16 protein-coding genes are annotated in these 19,102 nt (G+C 72.1%); 5 read left to right on the forward strand and 11 right to left on the reverse strand.

Features of this window, described 5'->3' with window-relative positions; translation table 11 throughout:
- Positions 1-30 precede the first annotated feature (30 nt).
- Positions 31-846 (forward strand): tRNA pseudouridine(38-40) synthase TruA, encoded by an 816-nt coding sequence (gene truA / locus IT371_10325; GenBank protein MCC6748044.1) that lies wholly within the window; start codon positions 31-33, stop codon positions 844-846.
- A gap of 40 nt (positions 847-886) precedes the next feature.
- Positions 887-1,753, forward strand: a complete 867-nt coding sequence (gene pssA / locus IT371_10330; protein MCC6748045.1) for a CDP-diacylglycerol--serine O-phosphatidyltransferase — start codon at positions 887-889, stop codon at positions 1,751-1,753.
- Positions 1,754-1,758: 5 nt separating this feature from the next.
- Here the strand turns inward: pssA and IT371_10335 are convergent, their stop codons facing one another.
- The 4 genes from IT371_10335 to IT371_10350 are packed head-to-tail and all read right to left on the reverse strand — an operon-like array spanning position 1,759 to position 4,053.
- The gene (locus tag IT371_10335) at positions 1,759-2,301 is read right to left on the reverse strand and encodes a hypothetical protein (GenBank protein MCC6748046.1); all 543 of its coding nucleotides are present in this window, start codon (positions 2,299-2,301) and stop codon (positions 1,759-1,761) included.
- Entirely contained in the window at positions 2,298-2,894 is a 597-nt protein-coding gene (locus tag IT371_10340; GenBank protein MCC6748047.1) for a hypothetical protein, read from the reverse strand. The genes IT371_10335 and IT371_10340 overlap by 4 nt, the downstream gene beginning before the upstream one ends.
- Complete coding sequence (locus IT371_10345; protein MCC6748048.1) at positions 2,891-3,430, reverse strand: hypothetical protein; 540 nt, start codon at positions 3,428-3,430, stop codon at positions 2,891-2,893. The genes IT371_10340 and IT371_10345 overlap by 4 nt, the downstream gene beginning before the upstream one ends.
- Positions 3,427-4,053, reverse strand: a complete 627-nt coding sequence (locus IT371_10350; GenBank protein ID MCC6748049.1) for an RNA polymerase sigma factor — start codon at positions 4,051-4,053, stop codon at positions 3,427-3,429. The genes IT371_10345 and IT371_10350 overlap by 4 nt, the downstream gene beginning before the upstream one ends.
- A gap of 97 nt (positions 4,054-4,150) precedes the next feature.
- On the opposite strand from IT371_10350, the gene IT371_10355 reads away from it, so the two are divergent.
- The 3 genes from IT371_10355 to IT371_10365 all read left to right on the forward strand — a co-directional run bounded on the left by IT371_10355 (position 4,151) and on the right by IT371_10365 (position 7,945).
- Positions 4,151-5,047, forward strand: a complete 897-nt coding sequence (locus IT371_10355) for a hypothetical protein (protein MCC6748050.1) — start codon at positions 4,151-4,153, stop codon at positions 5,045-5,047.
- A gap of 6 nt (positions 5,048-5,053) precedes the next feature.
- Positions 5,054-6,958, forward strand: coding sequence for an RNB domain-containing ribonuclease (locus IT371_10360; GenBank protein ID MCC6748051.1), 1,905 nt, complete (start codon positions 5,054-5,056; stop codon positions 6,956-6,958).
- Between the two features lie 84 nt (positions 6,959-7,042).
- Positions 7,043-7,945 carry a hypothetical protein gene (locus IT371_10365; protein MCC6748052.1) on the forward strand — a complete coding sequence of 301 codons (903 nt, stop codon included), beginning with the start codon at positions 7,043-7,045 and terminating at the stop codon, positions 7,943-7,945.
- A gap of 119 nt (positions 7,946-8,064) precedes the next feature.
- Here the strand turns inward: IT371_10365 and IT371_10370 are convergent, their stop codons facing one another.
- The 7 genes from IT371_10370 to IT371_10400 all read right to left on the reverse strand — a co-directional run bounded on the left by IT371_10370 (position 8,065) and on the right by IT371_10400 (position 19,092).
- The gene (locus IT371_10370; GenBank protein ID MCC6748053.1) at positions 8,065-9,924 is read right to left on the reverse strand and encodes a hypothetical protein; all 1,860 of its coding nucleotides are present in this window, start codon (positions 9,922-9,924) and stop codon (positions 8,065-8,067) included.
- Between the two features lie 93 nt (positions 9,925-10,017).
- Complete coding sequence (locus IT371_10375; GenBank protein ID MCC6748054.1) at positions 10,018-12,666, reverse strand: protein kinase; 2,649 nt, start codon at positions 12,664-12,666, stop codon at positions 10,018-10,020.
- A 52-nt stretch (positions 12,667-12,718) separates the two neighbouring features.
- The gene (locus tag IT371_10380) at positions 12,719-14,584 is read right to left on the reverse strand and encodes a hypothetical protein (protein ID MCC6748055.1); all 1,866 of its coding nucleotides are present in this window, start codon (positions 14,582-14,584) and stop codon (positions 12,719-12,721) included.
- A 32-nt stretch (positions 14,585-14,616) separates the two neighbouring features.
- The gene (locus IT371_10385) at positions 14,617-15,900 is read right to left on the reverse strand and encodes a TldD/PmbA family protein (protein ID MCC6748056.1); all 1,284 of its coding nucleotides are present in this window, start codon (positions 15,898-15,900) and stop codon (positions 14,617-14,619) included.
- A gap of 49 nt (positions 15,901-15,949) precedes the next feature.
- Positions 15,950-17,368, reverse strand: coding sequence for a TldD/PmbA family protein (locus IT371_10390; GenBank protein MCC6748057.1), 1,419 nt, complete (start codon positions 17,366-17,368; stop codon positions 15,950-15,952).
- Between the two features lie 79 nt (positions 17,369-17,447).
- Positions 17,448-18,509 carry a hypothetical protein gene (locus IT371_10395; GenBank protein ID MCC6748058.1) on the reverse strand — a complete coding sequence of 354 codons (1,062 nt, stop codon included), beginning with the start codon at positions 18,507-18,509 and terminating at the stop codon, positions 17,448-17,450.
- A 13-nt stretch (positions 18,510-18,522) separates the two neighbouring features.
- Positions 18,523-19,092, reverse strand: coding sequence for a hypothetical protein (locus tag IT371_10400; protein MCC6748059.1), 570 nt, complete (start codon positions 19,090-19,092; stop codon positions 18,523-18,525).
- Positions 19,093-19,102 lie beyond the last annotated feature (10 nt).

Genomic DNA, 19,102 nt, shown 5'->3' on the forward strand with positions numbered 1-19,102 from the left:
CGGTCGCGCCCTCGCGCGCCCCGCGCCACGATGATCCCCGAGCCCCAAGAGCCTCTCGCTCCCCCGGACCCTCCCGAACGCAACCTGCTCCTCGTTGTGGCCTACGACGGGACCGACTACGCCGGCTGGCAGTACCAGCCGAATCGGCCGACGGTGCAGGGCGCTATCGAGGCGCGCCTGGCCGAGCTCACGCGCAGCTTCGCGCGGCTCCGCGTGGCGGGTCGCACTGACGCGGGGGTTCACGCGGAGGGCCAGCTGGCGTGCGTGCGCACCCGCTCCCGCATCTCGTGCGAGGGCCTGCGCCGCGGCCTGAACGCGCTATTGCCGAAGGACATCTCGATCCGCGACGTACGCGAGGTGGGCCTCGACTTCAACCCGCGCCACCACAACCAGGGCAAGCACTACCGCTACACGATCTGGCGCGCGCGCGAGCTCTCGATGCTGCACCACCGGCGGTCGCACCACCTCTTTCGTCCGCTCGACCTCGTGGCGATGGCCCAGGCCGGCCGGCTCCTGGTCGGCACGCACGACTTCGCCGCCTTTCGCGCGGCCGACTGCGACCGCCCGACCACCGTGCGGACGCTCTTCCGCTGCACGGTGAACGACGAAGGGCCGCTGCTCCACCTCGACGTGGAGGGGACGGCCTTTCTCAAGAACATGGTGCGCATCGTGGCCGGCACGCTGGTCGACATCGGCGCGGGGCGCATGCCCGTCGCGCGCATCGAGGAGCTCTTCGCGAGCGGGGACCGGACCCGCGCCGGCGCCACGCTCCCGCCGCACGGGCTGTCCATGGTCCGGGTCTTGCTCGACGCGCACGCCTCGACTCGCGACGAGGCACGGCTATAAGGTATAGTCCCGACGGGTTCCGCGCGCGGGGATTGGCAGGATGAACTTCCGAAAGACCCTCTTCATCCTGCCGAACCTCTTCACCTTCGCCAACGTCTTCTGCGGATTTCTGGCGATCGCGCTCTGCTCGGGCGGTCCGGACGAGCAACACCTCTACGAGGCGGCGCTGGCCATCTGCTTCGGCTTCTTCTTCGATCTCTTCGACGGCCGCGTGGCCCGGCTGACCAAGACGCAGTCCGTGCTGGGGGTCGAGCTCGACTCGCTGGCCGACGTGATCACCTTCGGCGCCGCGCCGGCGCTCCTGGTCTACAAGTGGGGGCTGACGAGCTTCGGCCTCTGGGGGCTCTCCGTGGCCTTCCTCTTCGTCGCCGGGGCCGCCTTCCGCCTGGCACGCTTCAACGTCCTGACCCTGCGCAAGACGGAGAAGGCGAGCGGACAGGTCGCGGGCCCCGACGAGTTCTTCATCGGCCTCTCGGTCCCCACGGCCACCGCGGTCATCGTCTCGCTGGTGGTCGTGCACCACCGCGTGGGGGGCAAGTACGTGCTCTACAGCCAGGGGGCCATCGCCACCCTGGTGGTCATCCTCTCCTATCTGATGGTCAGCCGCGTGCGCTTCCGCACCTTCAAGCACCTGCGCCTGACGAAGAAGACGCTCGGGGTGATCTTCTTTCTCATCACCGGATCGATCGTCATCACGACCAAACTCCGCGCCTCGTTCGTCTTCGTCTTTCTGATCTCGGCCTACCTCGCCCTAGGACTGACCGAAGAGATCTATCGCTACGCGGCCGACCGCCGGCGCAAGCGGCGCGAGGCCAAGCTCGCGGCGGGGCAGCCGCTCAGCTCCGAGGACCAGGACCAGCCCGACGAGAACGACGAAGAGGTGCTCAAGGAGCTCGGCGCGGACTAGGACGGCTACCGGACCGCGCACCGCGTGTGACGTTGCGCCTCGGTGCAATCCTCTTGCGCGCGACGGCAGCGCCCACGCGCGTCCGCCTCGCCGAGGTAGTCCGCGAGGCCGCAGATGCGGCGCGCGGCGTGGCAGATCGCCCGCGTGTGGCGGCAGGGCTCCGGAGCTTTCTGGCCGGCCGCGCCCTCCCCGCTCTCGGCTGCCTCGACGGACGCGGAGGGCCCTGGCTCCCGCGCGGGGGGCTCCGCCTTCAGGCTGGTGGCTCCATCTTGGGCGCCCTCCCGGCCCCCCACGACCTCTCGGCGCGGGCGCGGCGGCAGACCGAGCGCGTGACGCGCCCGCGCGATCTCCCCCTCGAGGGCGGCGAGCTCGGAGCCGGGGTCGGCGACGCTCTTCGCCGCTCCGGGCATGCTTCGGCTTCCCATCGCGCAGCCGGCCGCCGCGAGCGCCAGCGCGACTCCCACCCCGGCCAGCCGCGACCCGGCCGTCCGGACGCCGCCCCGCGCCGTTCGCTCCGCTGCCACGCACCCCCGCAACCCGCTGGTCATGGTGCCTTCCGCTCGCGAAGCTGCGCCTGGAGCTCCTTGTTCAGGGCGATCGAGCGCTCGAAGGCCTGGATCGCCTCCCGTGCCGCCTCTCGCGCCGCCTCCTTCGCGCCCCGCGCCTCGCGCCGCTTCACCTCGAGCTCCAGGAGCTCGCCGCGCACGGCGTGCAGGTTGGCGAGGTAGAACGACGGTCGGTGCGCCTCGGCGAGCTCCTTCTCCACTACCTGCAACGCCTCGGGGACCTTGTCCGCGCCGGCCAGGAGCTTCCCGAGCCGGGCCACGGCGTCGAGACGCACCTCCTCGGCCTCGAGCCAGCCCTTCTCGGCCGGGAGCTTGAGGATCTCGCGCACGGCGGCGAGCGCACGCTCGGACTCGCCTTGTTGCAGGTGCAGGTCCGCTTGGTGGTGGTACGCGCGCGCCGTGGCGAGCCAGCTCACGAGAGCCCGGTCGGCCGCACGCGCCTTCGCGCTACCGGACGCGCCCGCGGAAGCCTCGCACGGACAGCAGTTCCCGGCCGCGCGCTCCGCCTGCTGCGAGCACGCGAGCAGCGCGGCGCCTCCGAGGAGCAGGCCCAGGACAGCCGTGAAGCGTCTCATTCCCTCTCCTCCCCCGCGAGCAACCGGGCCCGCAGGTGACTCAGCCGATCCGCGAACACGAGGTCGATGCGTCGCGCCGCGCCGGCCCGATCCCGGATCGGCTGCCCGAGGAGCGCATCCGACGGACGCGACAGCGAGCTCGGCGCGCGTACCGGGGCCTCGCGCAGCGGCGCGGTGGCCGCCGGCATCGGCGCCTCGGCACGCTTGGACATCATCAGGCCCACGTTCAGCGCCACGAGCAGGGTCGCGGCGAGGGCGATCCCTCCCCCGAGCTTCAGCCCGAAACGCCGCCGCGCCGGGGTCGCCGCGCGCCGCTCGGCCACGGCCTGCTCCACGAGCGCCACCTTGCGCTCCTTCGGGAGCCGCTCCTCTCGCACCGAGGCCCGCAGCATCTCCGCCGCGGCCCGCAGGTCGCGCTGCTCGGGGCGCGGCGCCTCGCTCCCGTCGAGGCTCTGCCCGAAGGCCCGGGCTTGCTCGAGTTCTTCCTCGGTGGGCGGCGCCTCGTCCTCCGGCCACGATCCGTCCCGACCACTCATGGCTCACCAAATCCCTTGCGGAAGGCCTGCACGGCGCGAAAGAGCACCACGTCGAAGGTCCCGAGCGTGACCTCCAGCAGCTTGGCACACTCCTCTCGAGGCCTCTCCTCGAGCAGGCGCAGCTCGATCGCCCGCCGGTAGCGCGGATTCAACCCCGCCAGCGCCTCCGCGACGCGCGTCGCGTTCAGGCGGCGCTCCTCCTCCACCAGCAGCGCGTCCTCCGGCCCCGACGGCCCCGCGCTCATCGTCGCGGGCTCCGGCTCGGCCGCCACGCGATCCGCGAGCCGCCGCCGCCGCTGCGTGGCCCGGTGATGGTCCACGACTTTGTGCACCGCGATCTGCCGCATCCAGAAATAGATGCTCCGCCCTTGCCAGACGAACGTAGACAGCTTCTCGATGGCTGTGACCATGGTCGCCTTCAGCAGGTCCTCCGCGGTCGCCCGATCGCCCACCCGCGGCAGAATCACGCGCGCGAAGAGCGCCTCGGCCTGCTGCCCGAGCAGCGTGCGCAAGGCCTCGGGGTCCCCGCGCTGCGCCCGCCGCACGAGCGCCTCCTCGAGCGACGCGACCTCCGTCCCCGCGCCGGGCGCCCCGCTGGCCTCTGCACCCTCGGATCGAGTCACCCGTCACCTAGACAACGCGCACCATCCCGGCACCTTACACCACCAACGCGGACGGGGCGAAGCCGGGAGCCTTGTGGTATACGGACCCATGGCGTGGATGGCCACGAACGTCTACGTGAAGGCCTTCGAGACCGCTCCCCTCGTGGACGCCGTGGACCGCATCCTCTCGGGGAGCGAGCGCCGCGCCGACCCCGAAGGGATCCTGGGCGAACCCCCCCCCGTGACGCTCTCCCCGAGCACGGGCGGCTGGATCGCGATCTGCGGCCTGCGCGCCTGGGTGAGCGACCTTCCGTGGGTCGCGGAAGAGCTGGCCCGCGACCTCGGAACCACCGCCGTCAGCTCCGAGCTGCTCGGCAACAGCTACCGGCTGCGCCTGGCCGTCTGCGACGCGTCGGGCCCCCGCGAGAGCGCGCAGCACCCCGACCTGCCGTGGGGGTCCGCCCCCGAGCACGAAGGAGAGATGCCCCGCTACGACGACGTGGAGGCGCTCGCCTTCCGCCGGCTCTCGGAGCTCGGGCTCCCCCCCCCGCTCGTGACCCTGGGAGTGCAGCCTTTCGCGCTCCCCGCACCGGCGCGCCTTCCGCTCGGCCGGGGAGTGCGGCTCTCGCGCGACGAAGGGAGCGGTTCCTTCAGCCGGAGTGAGGTGGAGCTGCACTCCTTCGCGGGGCGCCCGGACGAGCCCCCCGTCGTGCCCCAGGAGCTCGGGCAGGGGTTCGGCATCGTGATCTTCGAGCACCGCTACGTGGAAGGCCGACCCACGACGGCAGCCATGAGCCGGCTGCTCGAGCTCGAGGACGGGTTCGCGGCGCGGGCCAGCCGCGCCAGCGGCGGTGCGCGCGTGAATCTCACGGTGACCTACCACGGCGGGCGCTTTCAGGAGGAACTCGACGAGGAGCTGCGGGCCCGCGGCCGCTTCGTGCCTCCGTCCGCCCGGCGACCTCAGACTCCGTGGTGGCAGTTCTGGTCCCATTTCGGCTTCAGCCGGCGCAGGTAGGCCCGGGTGGGAATCCTCGTCGAATACCTCGAAGAAGAGGGCCTCGCACTCGGCCTCGTGACCGCGAGCGAGCCCAAGCGGCTCAGTCTCACCGACGAACGCGGGCGGCAGACACGCCTCGCCCCCGACAAGGTCCTCTTTCGCCACGCCGGGGACTCCATCACCAAGCTCGTCGCTCAGCTCGAGGCGCTCGCCGCCGAGGTCGACGTGCGGCTCCTGTGGGACGCGGTGCAGGAGGAGCGCGCGGGAGAAGCCCACGAGCCGGAGGCGCTGGCGCGGCTCTACTTCGACGTGGACGACCCGGCGCACAGCTCGGCTGTCTATCGCGCGCTCGCGGCGGAGCGACTTCACTTCCGCCGCAAGGGACGCGGGTTCGAGGCTCGCAGCGCGGCCGAGGTGGAGAGCCTCGAGGCCCAGCGCGAGCTCGAACGGCGCACGGCGCAAGAGCTCGCCGAGCTGACGCGGGCGCTTCGCGGGAAACGCGTGGACGCGGCCCTCTGCGAGCGGCTCGAGGCCTTTCTCCGGGGCGCGACCGACCGACCGCTCCAGCAGGCCCTGAGCCAGCTGTCGGGGGAACCCAGCGCCTACGCCTTCGAGCTCCTGCTCGCGAGCGGCCACCTCGGGCAGGCGGCCGACCTCGAGGTCCTGCAGGCGAACCTGCGCCCCGAGCCCGCGCCGAGCGCCCTGGCCTACGTCGAGGCGCTCGTCCCGCTACCGCTCGTCGAGCCCGTCGTGCGCGCGGCCTTCTCGATCGACGACCCCGACACGCGGGAGGTGGACGACGCCCTCTCGGCCACCGCCGAAGGGGACCTGGTGCGGGTGACGATCGACATCGCCGACGCCGCGCGGCTGGTGGCGCCGGGAGATCCCACCGACGTGGAGGCCCGCCGGCGCGCCACCTCGGTCTACCTCCCCACGGGGACCTTCTACATGCTTCCGCCGCGCCTCGGCTGCAACCTCGGCAGCCTCGAGGTGGATACGCCCCGCGGGGCCCTGCGCACCACCGCGTGGATCGACCCCACGGGAGAGGTCCAGCGTGTCGAGCTGAGCCGCGTCGCGATCCGAGTGGGCGCGCGCCTCGACTACGACGCGGCCGACGCCCTCCTCGCAGGCCCTCAGACCGACGCCACTGGCGCGGAGCTCGCACTGCTCCACCGCGCGGCCCTGCTCCTGCAAGCGCGCCGGCGGGCAGCGGGCGCCCTGCTCCTGCGCCGCAACGAATGGAAGCTCAAGGTCTCGCCCGACGGCTCGGCCATCGACGTCCGCCCCATCGAGCCGGACTCGCCGAGCCGCGCCCTGGTGGCCGAGTACATGATCCTCGCCAATCACCTCGCGGCGAAGCGCGCGCAGGAGGCCGGTGTGCCGCTCATCCACCGCGTCCAGCCCCCGCCGCTCGAGGGCGCCCCCGCGGTGGACCCGCAAGATCCCGCCGCGCTCGCCCGCCTGAAAGGGTTTCTCCGACCGGCCAGCCTCTCGCTGAACCCGGCTCCGCACTGGGGCCTCGGGGTCGCAGCCTACAGCCAGGTCTCGTCGCCGCTCCGGCGCTACGGGGACCTCGTGCAGCAGCGACAGCTCTGCGCGCTCGTCGCCGGCGAGGCGCCCCCCTACGACGCGAAGGCGCTGCTCGAGGTCCTCGCCACCGTGGAGGCCACCGAGCTCGAGATGAAGCGCGTCGAATCGGCGGTGACCCAGCGATGGGCGCTCGAGGTCGTGGCGCGCGCCCGGCGGGACGAGCCGCAGCCCGCACGCGTGGTGGGCGAGGCCGGCGGAGGGGCGCGCGTGGAGCTTCTCTCGTGCGGGGCGCAGGGGCTGCTGACCGGCCCGGGCGCCTTGCCCGTCGGAACCGAGCTGCGCGTGCTCGTCGAGAAGGTGAACCCCCGCCGCGGCACCCTGCGGGTCCGACCCGCCTGACCCTTCGAGCCGGGTGGACGAGAGCCCGGGACGAGACGCGAACCCCCCCGTGCGACCCCGTCGCCCTGTGCTAGACTTCGAGTCGTGAAGCCCACTGGCCGGACGCCCCCGCGCTGGTCCCTCGTCGCACCCGTCCTCCTCGCGTGCGGGTGCACGGCCCCGAACCCGAGCTTTCAGCCCGGCTCCACCGCGACGGACGGCAGCGCCGAGCCGGCCGACGCCTCGACCGCCCGCCAGGACGGCCCCGGCCGCCAGCCGGATGCGCGACCCGGCCTCGTCGACGGACGACCCTCCTCGCGCGACCGTGGGCGCCCCGCGGACGCAAGGATCAGCTGGGATGCCCCGCGCTGCACCCCGAACGCGTTTCTGGGCTGCCAGGGCGTGAAGACCACGCTCTTCTGCAACGGCACGGGAGATGGCACCCGGACGGTCTCGTGCGGCAACTACCTCTGCAACGCCCCGGCGAAGCGCTGCAACCAGTGTGACCCCGCGGCGCCCGCTTACTGCAAGGACAGCGAGCTCATGTCGTGCAACGACGGCCTCCCGGTGGGGAAGCTCTGTCCCGACGGGTGCGTGAACGGCGCGTGTCAGGGCTGCGTCCCCACCAGCTACTTCTTCGACGCGGATCAGGACGGCTTCGGCGACCCGAAGACCCAGTACGACACCTGCTCGCAGCCGGGACCGTACTACGTCACGAACAACACCGATTGCGACGACCAGGACGCCAGCGCCTTCCCCACCCAGGCGCACTTCTTTCAGGCACCGACGAAGGGAACCAATGACTTCGACTACAACTGCGACAGCGTCGAAACGATGCAGTATCCGAGCCTCGCCCTCTGCAAGCGCAGCGGAAGCGTGTGCCTCGGTGACGGGTGGGTCGGCCTGGTGCCGGGCTGCGGCGGGCTTGCCGTCTTTGCGGAGTGCAAGCCGTCCGGCCAGAACGCGTGCGTGCAGAAGACCACCGGCCGCGCCCAGGGGTGTCGCTGACCGGGCCCACCCGGGGAGCTGCGAGGAACACGCCCCTCCCGAGGAGAAGCCCTCGACCGCGGTGACTCACTGATCTCACTGACCCCGCCGCCCTGACCCACCAACCTCGACGAGCTGCCCTATTCCTTGCCGCAGGGGCTCGCGCCGCACGCCGCCTCCACCACCCCGCCGGGGCGGAGAAACCGTTCGAGCTGCCGGTGACAGCTATCGAGCTGCCGGAGGACCCGGTGTCCCGACTGGCTATCCTCCGGGCGCGGCGCCGGAAGATTCTCCTCGGGCGGCACGGTTGGCGGCCGGGTATTCCACTGCACGTAAGCGGCGTCGAGCGGCCCCGGCTTGCTCGTCACGCCGAAGACCGGCTCTACGCTGGGCTCGAGCAGCGGCAACCCGAGGGCCCGCACCAGCGCGCGCGTGGCCAGATTCGGCACCTGATCGTCGTCCTTGGCCTCCTGCAGCAGGATGCGCTTCGCCTTTCGCCCGGAGAGCGGCGCGGAGATCACCCGACGCGCGTAGTTGATCGGGTCGGTCCCGTCCCAGAGCGACTGCCCGAGGTGCAGGAGCACCAGCCGATCGAGGGGGTCCGGGTAGACCAGCTTCATCAAGACCGTGAAGGCCTCGAAATCCGAGCTGCGCTGGAGCATGAGCGACCACCACCCGGCCGACGCGTTGAAGACGAAGCGCTCCACCTCGGTGCTCAGCGCGGCAACCACGACCCCTTGGATCCCCCCGTTCGACACGCCGAAGTAGTACCGCTCCGCACCGTCCGTCGTGGGCGAGCCCTGGAGCGCCAGCGCCGCGTCCTTCAGGAACTCTCCCTGCACGAGCCGCCCCAGCACGTGCAGGTTGAGCTGCGCTTGGTAGAGGCGGTCGGTGACCTGCGGCAGCCGCGAGTAGTCCGTCACCACCCGCTGGGCGATCCGCCCGAGGTCAGGCTCCGAGAGCCCCACCCACGGCGTGCTGATCGCGACCATGCAGAGGCGGTCGATGAGCTTCTTGTGGTAGGGCGCCGACATCTCGAGGTCCGGCGAGGTGAAGAGCCCGTGGCCAAAGAGCAGCACCGGCAGAGGTCGCGTCGCGCGCTCCGCACAGCGGGGGAGGTGAAGGCGAAAGCCGAAGCGCTGCGCTCCGCGGTAGCTCGGCCACCCCTTCGCATCCAGCTTCAGCCAGGCTTCGGGGTCGTCGCTCGCCAGGTACGACGGGACCTCGAACTCCCCGTGCACCTCCCGCAGGAGGTGCGGCTCCGCGCTCGCCTCGTGCTCCACCGTGCGCGTCACCGTGTAGTGCGGCCCCCCGGTGGGAACACGCGCCAGTCCGTCGGCAACCATCTGCTTCAGCGGCCCGGTCACCGCCTCCTCGCTCGCGGTGTGAAAGTCCCACGCCAGCACCAGCCGCTCTCGCGCCACGCCCTGCCGCTCGAGAAAGGCGAAGACCTCCGCGAGCCGTTCCCCTTCCGCGCGCAGGGTGGGGTTGCGGGTCCCCTCGCCGTCGCGCAGGCGACGGAAGGGCTCGGGCGCCCGGAGCGCCTCTCCCGCCGCATCGCGGAGCCCCTCCTTCAGGGCGACCACGTAGCGCGCGCCGTGGCGCAGGACCTCGAGCGGCCGGACGATTAGCGCCGGCACGTAGGGTCGCTCCGCGTTCGCGTCCGTCTCGGCGAAGAGCGGCACCCGGCGCCCGGTGTCGTACTCGAGGAGCCAGATCGGGCTCTCGGCGGTCGTGGAACGCGCCGCGTCCTGCTGCCGCGGCAGACCGGTCCGACTCACCCCCGACCGGAAGTAGACGGTGACCTGCGACCCCACGCTGAAGCCGTCGAAGAGGGCGTAGCGGCTGGTATCGACGGAGGCGCCACCCTTGCTCCGCGGCAGGAGCTCCGGCGCGTAGCTCAGGCGGTATCCGGTCCGCGTGGCCGAATCCCGTCGCAGGTGAAAACTCGAGGGCCAGGGGAGGAAACAGTGGTCGAGCGTGAGCGGGTTGCAGTGCACGGGAGCGACCTGCTCCTCCACAGGCTCTGCGCCACACGCCGCCAGCCCCGCCACCAAAACGATCCATCGTTTTAGAATCATAGTCCTAGAATATCAGCTCGGCCTGCTGCCCGCCGCGTCCTCCCGGGCCCTCAGGCGCTGGCGCTGGCGCTCGCACCGCTCCTGCTCGGCGCGCCACCCCACGCGCGCCGCGCGCTGCGCCGCGGCCCGGAGCAGCCCCACGGCGGACTGCAGGTCTCCGCCATCGGCCAGCGCGGTGGCGACGCCCAGGGTCGCCGAGAGCCACGGCTCGCGGCTGCCGCGGAAGGTCTCCGGCGGCGAGGGAAGCACGCGCAGCACCCGCTGGAAGTGCTGCGCGGCCATCGCGTCGTCCAGCGCCTCCACCGCCTGCCACCCCGCCTCGAGCAGGTAGGGGATCGCCGCCTGTCCGTCGCCGGCCTCGTAGAGGTGGTAGCCCACGAAGGCGGCAGCCGCCCCTTCGTCGAGCGCGAGTTCGGCCGCCTGGCGGTGAAGCTCCTCGCGCACCGCGGCCGGCAACGAGGCGTAGGCCATCTCCCGGTGCAGCCGGTGAGAGGGCCGCCAGCCGGACCGCTCGAGCGTGAGAAAGCCCTGCTCGGCGAGGAAGGCCAGGGCCCCTTGCTCGGCCTGCACCTCGCTCACCAGCGTGGAGATGGTCTTGGGGGTCGAGGGGCGTCCCAGCACTGCCATGGCGTGGAGCTGCATGCGCGCGATAGCCGGAAGCCGCCCGATGCGCTGGTTGATCACCTCGGTGAGACTGCGTGGGAAGCGCACCGCCGCGTCGATGGCCAAGAGCCGCACGAGCTCGATGACCGTCATGGGGCTGCCACCCGAGGCCGCCGCCACGCGCCCCGCATCCCCCGCGATGCGCGCCCGGTCGAGGAGCAGCGTGGCGAGCTCGGTCGCTTCCTTCGAGCTCAGAGGCGGCACGGTCAGCGTCCGCGTCGTGTCGGGCCAGAGGAGGAGCAGCTGCGGCTCCTGCGTCACCACCACGTGCAGCGGGTGGTTGCCGGGCGTCAACGTGGCCAGCGCGGCCACCAGCTCTTGCGACGGGGCGTCGAAGCGGTCCAGGTCCCGGAAGACGAGGAGCATCGGCCGCCGCTGCGTCCCCGAGCGCTGCAGCGCCCTCCAGGCCTCCGCGCGGCGGGCGCGGCGCACGTCCGCCGGGTCCTTCGGGCGCGGCCCGAGGCCGAAGAACTCCACCAGCCCCCGGCGGTGCGCGGCCTCGAACCCGCTCGCGGTCGCTGCAGCCTCGAGCTCCCCCTCGTTCGCCGGCGGGTCCGACAGCCCGAGCAGCTGCGCCGCCGCGCGCTGAAGGGGCCCGAGCGGAGCGAACCCGGGGAGCATGTCGGGCTCGCACCAGACCACGCCAAACCCCGCCCGCTCGGCCATCCGCGCCGCCTCACGCGCCAGCCTCCCCTTGCCCATTCCGCTGGCCCCGATGATGCGCAGGTACTGGCCCGCCGCGGGCCCGACGAAGAGCTCCCGCAGGCGGTCGAGCTCCGCCCCCAAGCCCACCATCGGCACGTCCCACCCGAGGGCGGGGCGGGGCGTGATGCTCGAGGTCGGCGCGAGGCGGATCTCCCCGGACGCGTCGTCCGAGGCCTGGAGCGCGGTGATCATCTCCGGCGGGAGGATCTCTTCGATGCTGTGCGCTCCCGACCGCAGCTCCTGACCGCACCCGCTGCACTGCCGTTCCGTGAGGCGCATCGGCCGACCGCACTCGGGGCAGGTGACCAGCGCGCGACCCTCGTCCTCTCCCGGCTCGGGTCGCTGGCGGGCCAGCACGAGTCCCTCGAGCACCTGCCGGAACTCCGTCGCGCTCGCGAACCGATCGGTCGGCGACTTGCGCAGAGCGCGCATCACCAGGGCGTCCAGGTACGGCGGGATCAGCGCGTCGCTCCGGACCGTGGACGGGCGCGCGGGGGTGAGGGTGACCTGGCTCAGGAGCGTGTCGGGAGCCGTCGCCCCGAGGAAGGGATTGGAGCCCGTCAGCGTCTCGTAGAGGATGACGCCCACCGAGTACAGGTCCGAGTGCAGCGTCAGCTCGTGCCCCTGGGCCTGTTCGGGGGACATGTACGCGGGCGTGCCGCACACGTGCCCGTGAGCGGTGATCCGCGCCTCGTCGGGATTCTGCCCCGCCGTGGCCATGCCGAAGTCGAGCACCTTCACGAAGTCGAGCTGGTCCGCCTGCGCGATGAGGTAGATGTTCTCGGGCTTCAGATCCCGGTGCAGCACCCCCAGGCGGTGGGAGGCCTCGAGCGCGGCGAGGAGCTGCCGCGCGATGTGAATGGCGCGACGCACGCCGAGGTAACCGACGGAGGCCAGCACCTCGGCGAGCGACTCGCCGCTCAGGTACTCCATCACGAGGTAGGTCAGCCCCGGCGTCGAGCGGAAGTCCAGAATGGAGACGATGTTCGGGTGGTCGATCTGGCTGGCCAGCCGCGCCTCGTTCTCTAGGCGGCGGCGCGCCGTGGTGTCGGCGGCCAGGCTGGGGTGCAGGATCTTCACGGCCACCGCGTGCCCGAGCCCCTCCACCTCGGCCCGATAGACGGCGCCCATCGCGCCGGTCCCAACGAGATACCGCAGCCGGTAGCGCCCGTCGAGAACCTGCCCCACCGCGGCCAGGGTATCGAAGAACGCCACCTCTCCGAGCACCGTCCCGCACTGGCTGCAGAAGCGCTGGTCGTCGGTCGTGGGCTTGCCGCAGCGGGGGCAGGTCATCGAAGCCGTCCCCTACCGTGCGGCACGCGACCGACCGTTCGCCGCGGACCCATCAGCACGCGATGCGGGGCAGGTGGTCTATCGGACTCCCCGTGCGCCCCTCGACGTCGGGGAGGAGCAGGAGCCCACCCCAGCAGTACATGGGGCAGCTTCGCGCGTAGGTCCCCGGCTGCGGCTCCCCTTGCCCCGTGAGGGCCGAGTAGTTCTCGTGGATGTGACCGTGTCGCTCCCATTCGCCGTCGAAGAGGGCGCGGCACTGCTCGGCGAGCTGCGACGCGAGCGCCGGGCTGCTCTGCCGCAGGCCGGCCCAGACCAGAAAGCTCATCGGTGGCCAGATGCGACCCCGCCAGTAGTCTCCGTCGCCGTCGTAGTCCGGGGCGTTGCGCGCGAGGGACGGGAGTACCGGCGGACGCCAGAAGGTCTCGTGCTGCGCGAGCACACGCGTCACGGTCTCCTGGGCGCGGTCCGCCGGAGCCAGCCCCGCGGCGAGCGGATAGAAGGCCGTCGGAGTGAGCGCCCCGCCGCGCCCCCAGTCGAGGCGCAGGTTGTGATACCGGCCGTCCTCTCCCCAGAGGTGCTGGTTCACCGCGGCGTGAATGCGCCGGTAGTCGGCGCGGTAGGGTTCGGGGTCCTCGCCGATGAGCTCCGCGAGTCCCGCGAGGCAGCGCGCCGAGAGCGCGCCGAGGCTCGTGAGATCCAGACAGGCCTGGCCGAGTCGCCGCCCCACCGGGTCGAACCCCAGCTCCTCCCACATCGGCGAGTCGTCGAGCCCCGACTCGTACGCGGCACCGACCCAGCCCGAGATGTGCAGCGGGTTGCCGTCGGTGACGAGGCCGTCCGCGCCGCCGTCGCTCCACGCGAGCAGCCCCTCGCCCCCGCCTCGCCGGTGCTCCATCAGCCAGCGATGTCCGCGTGCGAGCGCGGGGAAGACCTCGGCCGCGAAGTCGGCGTGGCCGTCGTAGCAGAGGTACCAGGCCGCGAGCGGCAGGAGCGGCGGCCCCGTTCGCGTCGAGCGATGCGGTCCCAACCTGAGCCCCGGCACGCGCCCGCTCTCCTCCGTGTCGGCGAGCACCGCCCGCAAAAGCCCGCGCCCGAGGGCCGGGGTCGCGCGCGCCACGAGGAGCACCGACAGCGCCACGTCCCAGGTGAACGAGAGCGGGCCGCTGGCCTGCTCCGCGCAGCCGGTGACGCGGGCCAGCATCTCGACCCAGGCCCGGTTCACGGGCAGGTAGACGTCGCGGCGCTGCTCGTCGAAACAGACGTTCCAGCGCACGGCGTGGCCCATGCGCGCCGGACCGCTCAGCTGGTCCTTGCCGTAGTAGGTCACGTACGAGGTCGCCTGGCGCAGCCGCTTCAGCGCCTTTGCCACCTGGATCGTCTCGGGCATGCGCCCCACGGCGACGAAATTCTCGCCCGGGGCGAGCCGCACCCGCCCGCCGGTGACCACCGGACCGTCGGCGAGCGCGATCGTCCTGAGCGGCGCCCCCGGCTCCCCCCCCGTGGCCTCGAGCTCGCACTCGATCCCCTCGGCGAGGCGCAAGCAGCGCGCGAGCACCAGCAGCACCCCCTGGCGCATCACCGGGTCGTCGCTTGGGCCACAGGCCAGGCTCCGCGAATCCGCCACGAGGAGCTGTAGATGCGCCTCGGGCCGGTCGAGCTCGAGCTCGTGGCAGCCGTCCTGTGTCCAGCAGCCGAGACGCAGCCCTCCCGCGAGCTCGGGCAGGTCGTGGTGTCCCAGGTGGCGGGGGGGCGCCGCGAGCGGCTGTCCGACGTTCGGGCCGAAGCGCTCCAGCGTCCGTCCGTTCCGCCGGTCGACGAGGCGCAGGACGACGCGATCTCCGGTCCGCGTATCCAGCGCCTCCGTGGTGCTACGCGGCGACCACAGCCTCCAGCCCCATTTCCAGTCGTTCTGTTCCATCGCTCTCGTCGGCCCGAGGGACCCCGTGCGCGTCAGCTACCGCTGAACTGTACTCCGTCGAAGCGCAGGCTGGGAATGGCCCACGCGCTGTAAGGATAGGGGTCGTTGCCGACGGCCTCGAGCCGATGCCAGAGGGAGGTGTGCGAGTCGGTGACGTTCATCTCGTTCACCGGCCGCACGCGCTTGCCCTTCTCGACGAGGAAGCCGCTCACGCCGAAGGAGAAGTCCCCGCTCGCCGCGTTCGCGTTGCCCCCGAGGAAGCCGGTCACGAGCACGCCGCGGTCGACCCCGGCCGTGAGCGCGTCGAGGTCCAGGGTTCCCACCGGCAGGACGAGGTTGCTCGTGCTCCCCGAGGTGGGCGCCATCCCCAGCTTGCGACCGTAGTACACGTCCACGAGGTAGGCCCGCAGCCGCCCCTGCTCGACCAGCGGAAAGCGCCGCGCGCGCAGCCCGTCCCCGTCGAAGGTGCGCGAGCCGATCCCCCGCGGCACGAGCGGATCGTCCACCAGCGTCAGCCGTTCGCCACCTATCGCCTCGCCGAGCTTCCCCTCGAAGCAGGACCGTCGCTGCTGCAGCGCCCCGCCGGCGAGCGGCTCCAGCAGCGAGCTCACGAGCCTCGCCGCGGCCCGGTTCTCCACGAGGAGCGTCATGCGCTGGCTCTCGACCTTCGTCGAGCCGATCCGCTCGAGCGCCCGTCGCGCCGCCTCCTCGCCGATCCCGCGCGGGTCGGGGAGCGCCGCCAGGTGCCGCGCGCCCGCCCAGGCGTAGTCCTCGGGGCGACGGTCTCCCTCCTCGCGGACGGTGACCTGCGCGCTCACCGCGAACCAGGTCGTGCGGTGCGTCCCGCGAAACCCGTTCGAGTGGAGCTGCAGGGCCTCGCTCGCCTGCGAGCTCACCTCTGCCACCGCCGAGACCACGCGCTCCCCCGCCGCGCGCGCCGCGTCCTCGGCGAGCACCGCCATGGCGAGGCGCTCGTCCACGCTCAGCCGGTCGTACCCCGGGTCGAAGAGGTCGAGCTCCACTCCCGGCGTCGGCCCGTAGAGCTCGGGGTCAGCCAGCCTCCGGTGCGGATCGGGGGCCAGCGTGCGCGTCATGGCGAGGCACTCGTCGCAAAATCGGTCGAGCGCGTCGCGCTCGAGGAAGCTCGTGCTGTTCGCCGAGTAGCGCCCGTCGAGGTAGAGCGACAAGGTCAACCCGCGGCTCGTCGAGGCCTGGAGGCTCTCGACCTTCGCCTGTCGTCGCCGCAGCTTGACGAAGCGCGCGCGCGACAGCGAGACGGCCGCTTGCGTCGCCCCCCGCTTCAGGGCGCGCTCCATCAGCTCTTCGGCCAGCTTGCTCGAGGTGGCATCGATCATCGTCCGCTCCTCATCCGACGCCACCGACGGTGATGGCCGAAACCTTCACCGTGGGCATGCCGAGCGACACGGGCACGCTCTGGCCGTCCTTGCCGCAGGTCCATCCTCCCTGGTCGAGCTCCAGGTCCGTACCCACCATCACCACGTCGCGCAGCACCTGCGGTCCGTTCCCGATCAGGTTCACGTCCTTGATCGGCCGCGTGAGCTCTCCCCCTTCGATGAGGTAGCCCGATTTGATGTAGAAGGTGAAGTCGCCGGCGCCGATCTTCACCTGGCCGTTGGTGAAGCTCTCGGCGTAGATCCCGCGCTCCACCGACCGGATGATCTCCTCGGGCGCGTGCGGCCCCGGGAGCATGTAGGTGTTCCGCATGCGCGGGAGCGGGGCGTGGCGAAAGGACTGGCGACGCCCGTTTCCCGTCGGGGCCACCCCGTAGTGCCGCGCGCTGATCCGGTCGTGCAGGAAGGTCCTGAGGACGCCCCCCTCGACCAGCACCGTGCGCTCGGTGTCGTTCCCCTCGTCGTCCACGTTGATCGACCCACGCGCCGACGGGATCGTCCCGTCGTCCACGATCGAGACGAACGGCTCGGCGATGCGCTGGTTCACCTTGTCGCTGTAGATCGAGATCCCCTTGCGGTTGAAGTCGGCCTCCATCCCGTGGCCGATCGCCTCGTGCAGGAGGATCCCGGAGCTCCCCGCCGCGAGCACCAGGGGCATCTCGCCAGCGCGGGGCTGCACCGCCTCGAAGAGCAACAGCGTGCGCCGCACCGCCTCGGTGGCCAGCTTCTCGATCAGGTCGTCGCCGTAGAACTCGAGCCCCGCGCGGGCGCCGACGGCGTAGTGGTTCTCCTCCTTGCGCTCCCCGCGCTGCGCCACGCAGAAGACGTAGACCGTGGTCATCGGCTGCTCGTCGTACGAACGCCGCCCCTCCGAGTCCACCACCAGCAGGCGCGTCTCGCCGTCCATCGCGCGGATGCGCACCTTCTGCACCGCGGGGTCCTCGGCGAAGGCCCGCGCGTCGATACGCTCGAGCAGTGGCAGCCGCTGCTCCGTCGCCACGCTGCCCCACGGAATCTTCGCCGGGTAGAGGTCGGGGTGCGCTCGCGCGGCGATCGCCTGCGGCGCGACGACCTGGCCGCCGTGCGCGATGGCCGAGGCCACCTTCGCCGCCTCGTGCAGGCTCGCCTCCTCGAACTCCTCGCAGAAGGCGTAGCCGGTCGCGTCCCCCGAGAGGACGCGAATGCCCACGCCGAGGTCCTCCGTGCGAAAGGCGCGGTCCACCTTCTGGTCCTCGAGCCCAATGGTCGTGGTGGTGCGCTGCTGAAAGAAGAGGTCGCAGTAGTCGCCCCCGCGCTCGAGGGCCGTGCGCATCACGCGGTGATAGAGCCCGTCCTCGAGGCCGAAGTGGCGGGCGAAGAAGTCCTGAGACATCGTTCCTCCGAACTGGAGCGGCAGCTCGCCCGTAGCCTACCATCGAACGGGAGGCGCGCCGACCGTCATGGCACGACCCTCACGGCACCAACACGCGCCGCGAGACGAATGCGTCCCCCTCTGCCGCCAGGAGCTCGACCCTCGGCGAATACCCGGCGGCCACGACCCAGAGCCGCCCTCCCGGCTCCCAGCCGAGCTGGCGCAGCGGCGCGGCCGTGACGGGGCGCTTGATCCACCGTCGAGGGGTCAGCGCCGGGAGCGCCCATTCGCCGACGCCGACGACCCCCATGGCGTGCAGCGTGGCCAGCGACCTGCCATCGCGCGAGAAGACGAGCTGGTGCGCGCCGGGGAAGGGGAGCGGCAGGCGCCTCAGCGCCGCCGGAAAGAGCCCCTTCAGCGCCTCCACGGGCGCCTCGGCGACGAGCTTTCGCCGCTGCACGTCCCAGAGGAGGAGCCGGCGTCCCGCCCCCAGCGCCAGCCGATCTCCTCGCGGCGAAAAGGCCGCGCTGAAGGTCGTCTCGTCGGCACGGCTCTCCCAGCGGAAGTGGAGCGCCGCCCGCCGGCCGCGCAGCGCGTAGACCTCGAGGAGCGCCCCGCCGCCCCGGGGAAGGTCGCCGAAGAGCGCGAGGAACGCACCGTCCTCCGAGAGCGCGACCCCCTGGCCTCGCCCCCGACGCAGCGTGACCGTGGCGAGCACCGCCCCCGTGCCTCCGTCCCAGACCCGCGCCGTGCGCGCATCCTCCACGCTCCCGCCCGCGGTGTAGAGGGCCGCCACGCGCTCTCCGTCGCCCGAGAGCGCGGTCCGCACCACGTTGAGCACACCGGGGAGCGCGAGCAGCCGCCGCGCCTCGAAGCGGGCCCCGCGGTGGAGCAGCACCCCGCCCTCGCCCACCGCCGCCAGGGCGCCCTTGGCCATGCTGCCACGGAAGAAGGTCTCGCTCGGCAGCTCGGCCAGCTTGCGACCGCTCTCGCGGTCCCAGACGTGGATCGGCCCCCCCTCCTGCGCGGCCACGCGCGAGGCGTCGGGGGCCACGATGGCCGTCGTGGGAACGCGACCGTTGCCGTGCGCAACCGCGCCGCCGAGGAGGAGCGCCGCTACCAGCGCGCCGGCGGCGAGGCCGCGTCTCGTTACGACGTCCAAGCCGATCGGCGTCCTACACGTTCGGGTTGTGCCGCTCGAGGATGAAGGTGCCGACGTGCAGCCGCACCGAGCCGATCGCGCCGTAGCCCTTGCCCACGAGCAGGTCGTCCCCCTCGCCCGCGCAGACGAGGTAGTCACGGAGCAGCCGCGAAGGATCCCAGAGCGGGTTGCGCCCGCAGTCGTAGTTCAGGAAGACCGCGTTCGGGTACTCGTGGTCGGGGTCCGAGAGCCTGACCGGATAGACGTCGAAGAGCCCGTGCTTGATCGATTCGCCCCCCCGGAGCTTCTCGATCCATGGGTTCTCGAGGCCATTCTGCTCCACCTTCACGTTGTAACCTTGCAGGCGCGTCGGATCTCCGGGGGTCGGGCGAAAGCCCTTCTTGAACTTCCGCATCGCGCCGACATCGACGATGAGCCCAGTCTGGAAGGTGGGGAGCCCGGGGATGCCGTTGGCCCACCCCGTGTTGTAGCCGCGGAACTCCCAGCCCGCGAGCGACTCCAGCGCGGGGGCCCTCCCCTGCCGCATCACTTCCTCGATCTCCTCGGCGCTCGCCTTGCACAGCTCTTCGTAGGTCCTGCCCATGGGTTCCTCG

It is taken from the genome of Deltaproteobacteria bacterium (assembly GCA_020848905.1).
Classification (GTDB): domain Bacteria; phylum Myxococcota_A; class Polyangia.

Bases quoted from the DNA above. Each gene is read 5' to 3' on its own strand.
- truA (MCC6748044.1), top strand. From the start codon at position 31: ATGATCCCCGAGCCCCAAGAGCCTCTCGCTCCCCCGGACCCTCCCGAA.
- pssA (MCC6748045.1), top strand. From the start codon at position 887: ATGAACTTCCGAAAGACCCTCTTCATCCTGCCGAACCTCTTCACCTTC.
- IT371_10335 (MCC6748046.1), bottom strand. From the start codon at position 2,301: ATGACCAGCGGGTTGCGGGGGTGCGTGGCAGCGGAGCGAACGGCGCGG.
- IT371_10340 (MCC6748047.1), bottom strand. From the start codon at position 2,894: ATGAGACGCTTCACGGCTGTCCTGGGCCTGCTCCTCGGAGGCGCCGCG.
- IT371_10345 (MCC6748048.1), bottom strand. From the start codon at position 3,430: ATGAGTGGTCGGGACGGATCGTGGCCGGAGGACGAGGCGCCGCCCACC.
- IT371_10355 (MCC6748050.1), top strand. From the start codon at position 4,151: ATGGCCACGAACGTCTACGTGAAGGCCTTCGAGACCGCTCCCCTCGTG.
- IT371_10375 (MCC6748054.1), bottom strand. From the start codon at position 12,666: ATGACCTGCCCCCGCTGCGGCAAGCCCACGACCGACGACCAGCGCTTC.
- IT371_10380 (MCC6748055.1), bottom strand. From the start codon at position 14,584: ATGGAACAGAACGACTGGAAATGGGGCTGGAGGCTGTGGTCGCCGCGT.
- IT371_10385 (MCC6748056.1), bottom strand. From the start codon at position 15,900: ATGGAGCGCGCCCTGAAGCGGGGGGCGACGCAAGCGGCCGTCTCGCTG.
- IT371_10390 (MCC6748057.1), bottom strand. From the start codon at position 17,368: ATGTCTCAGGACTTCTTCGCCCGCCACTTCGGCCTCGAGGACGGGCTC.
- IT371_10400 (MCC6748059.1), bottom strand. From the start codon at position 19,092: ATGGGCAGGACCTACGAAGAGCTGTGCAAGGCGAGCGCCGAGGAGATC.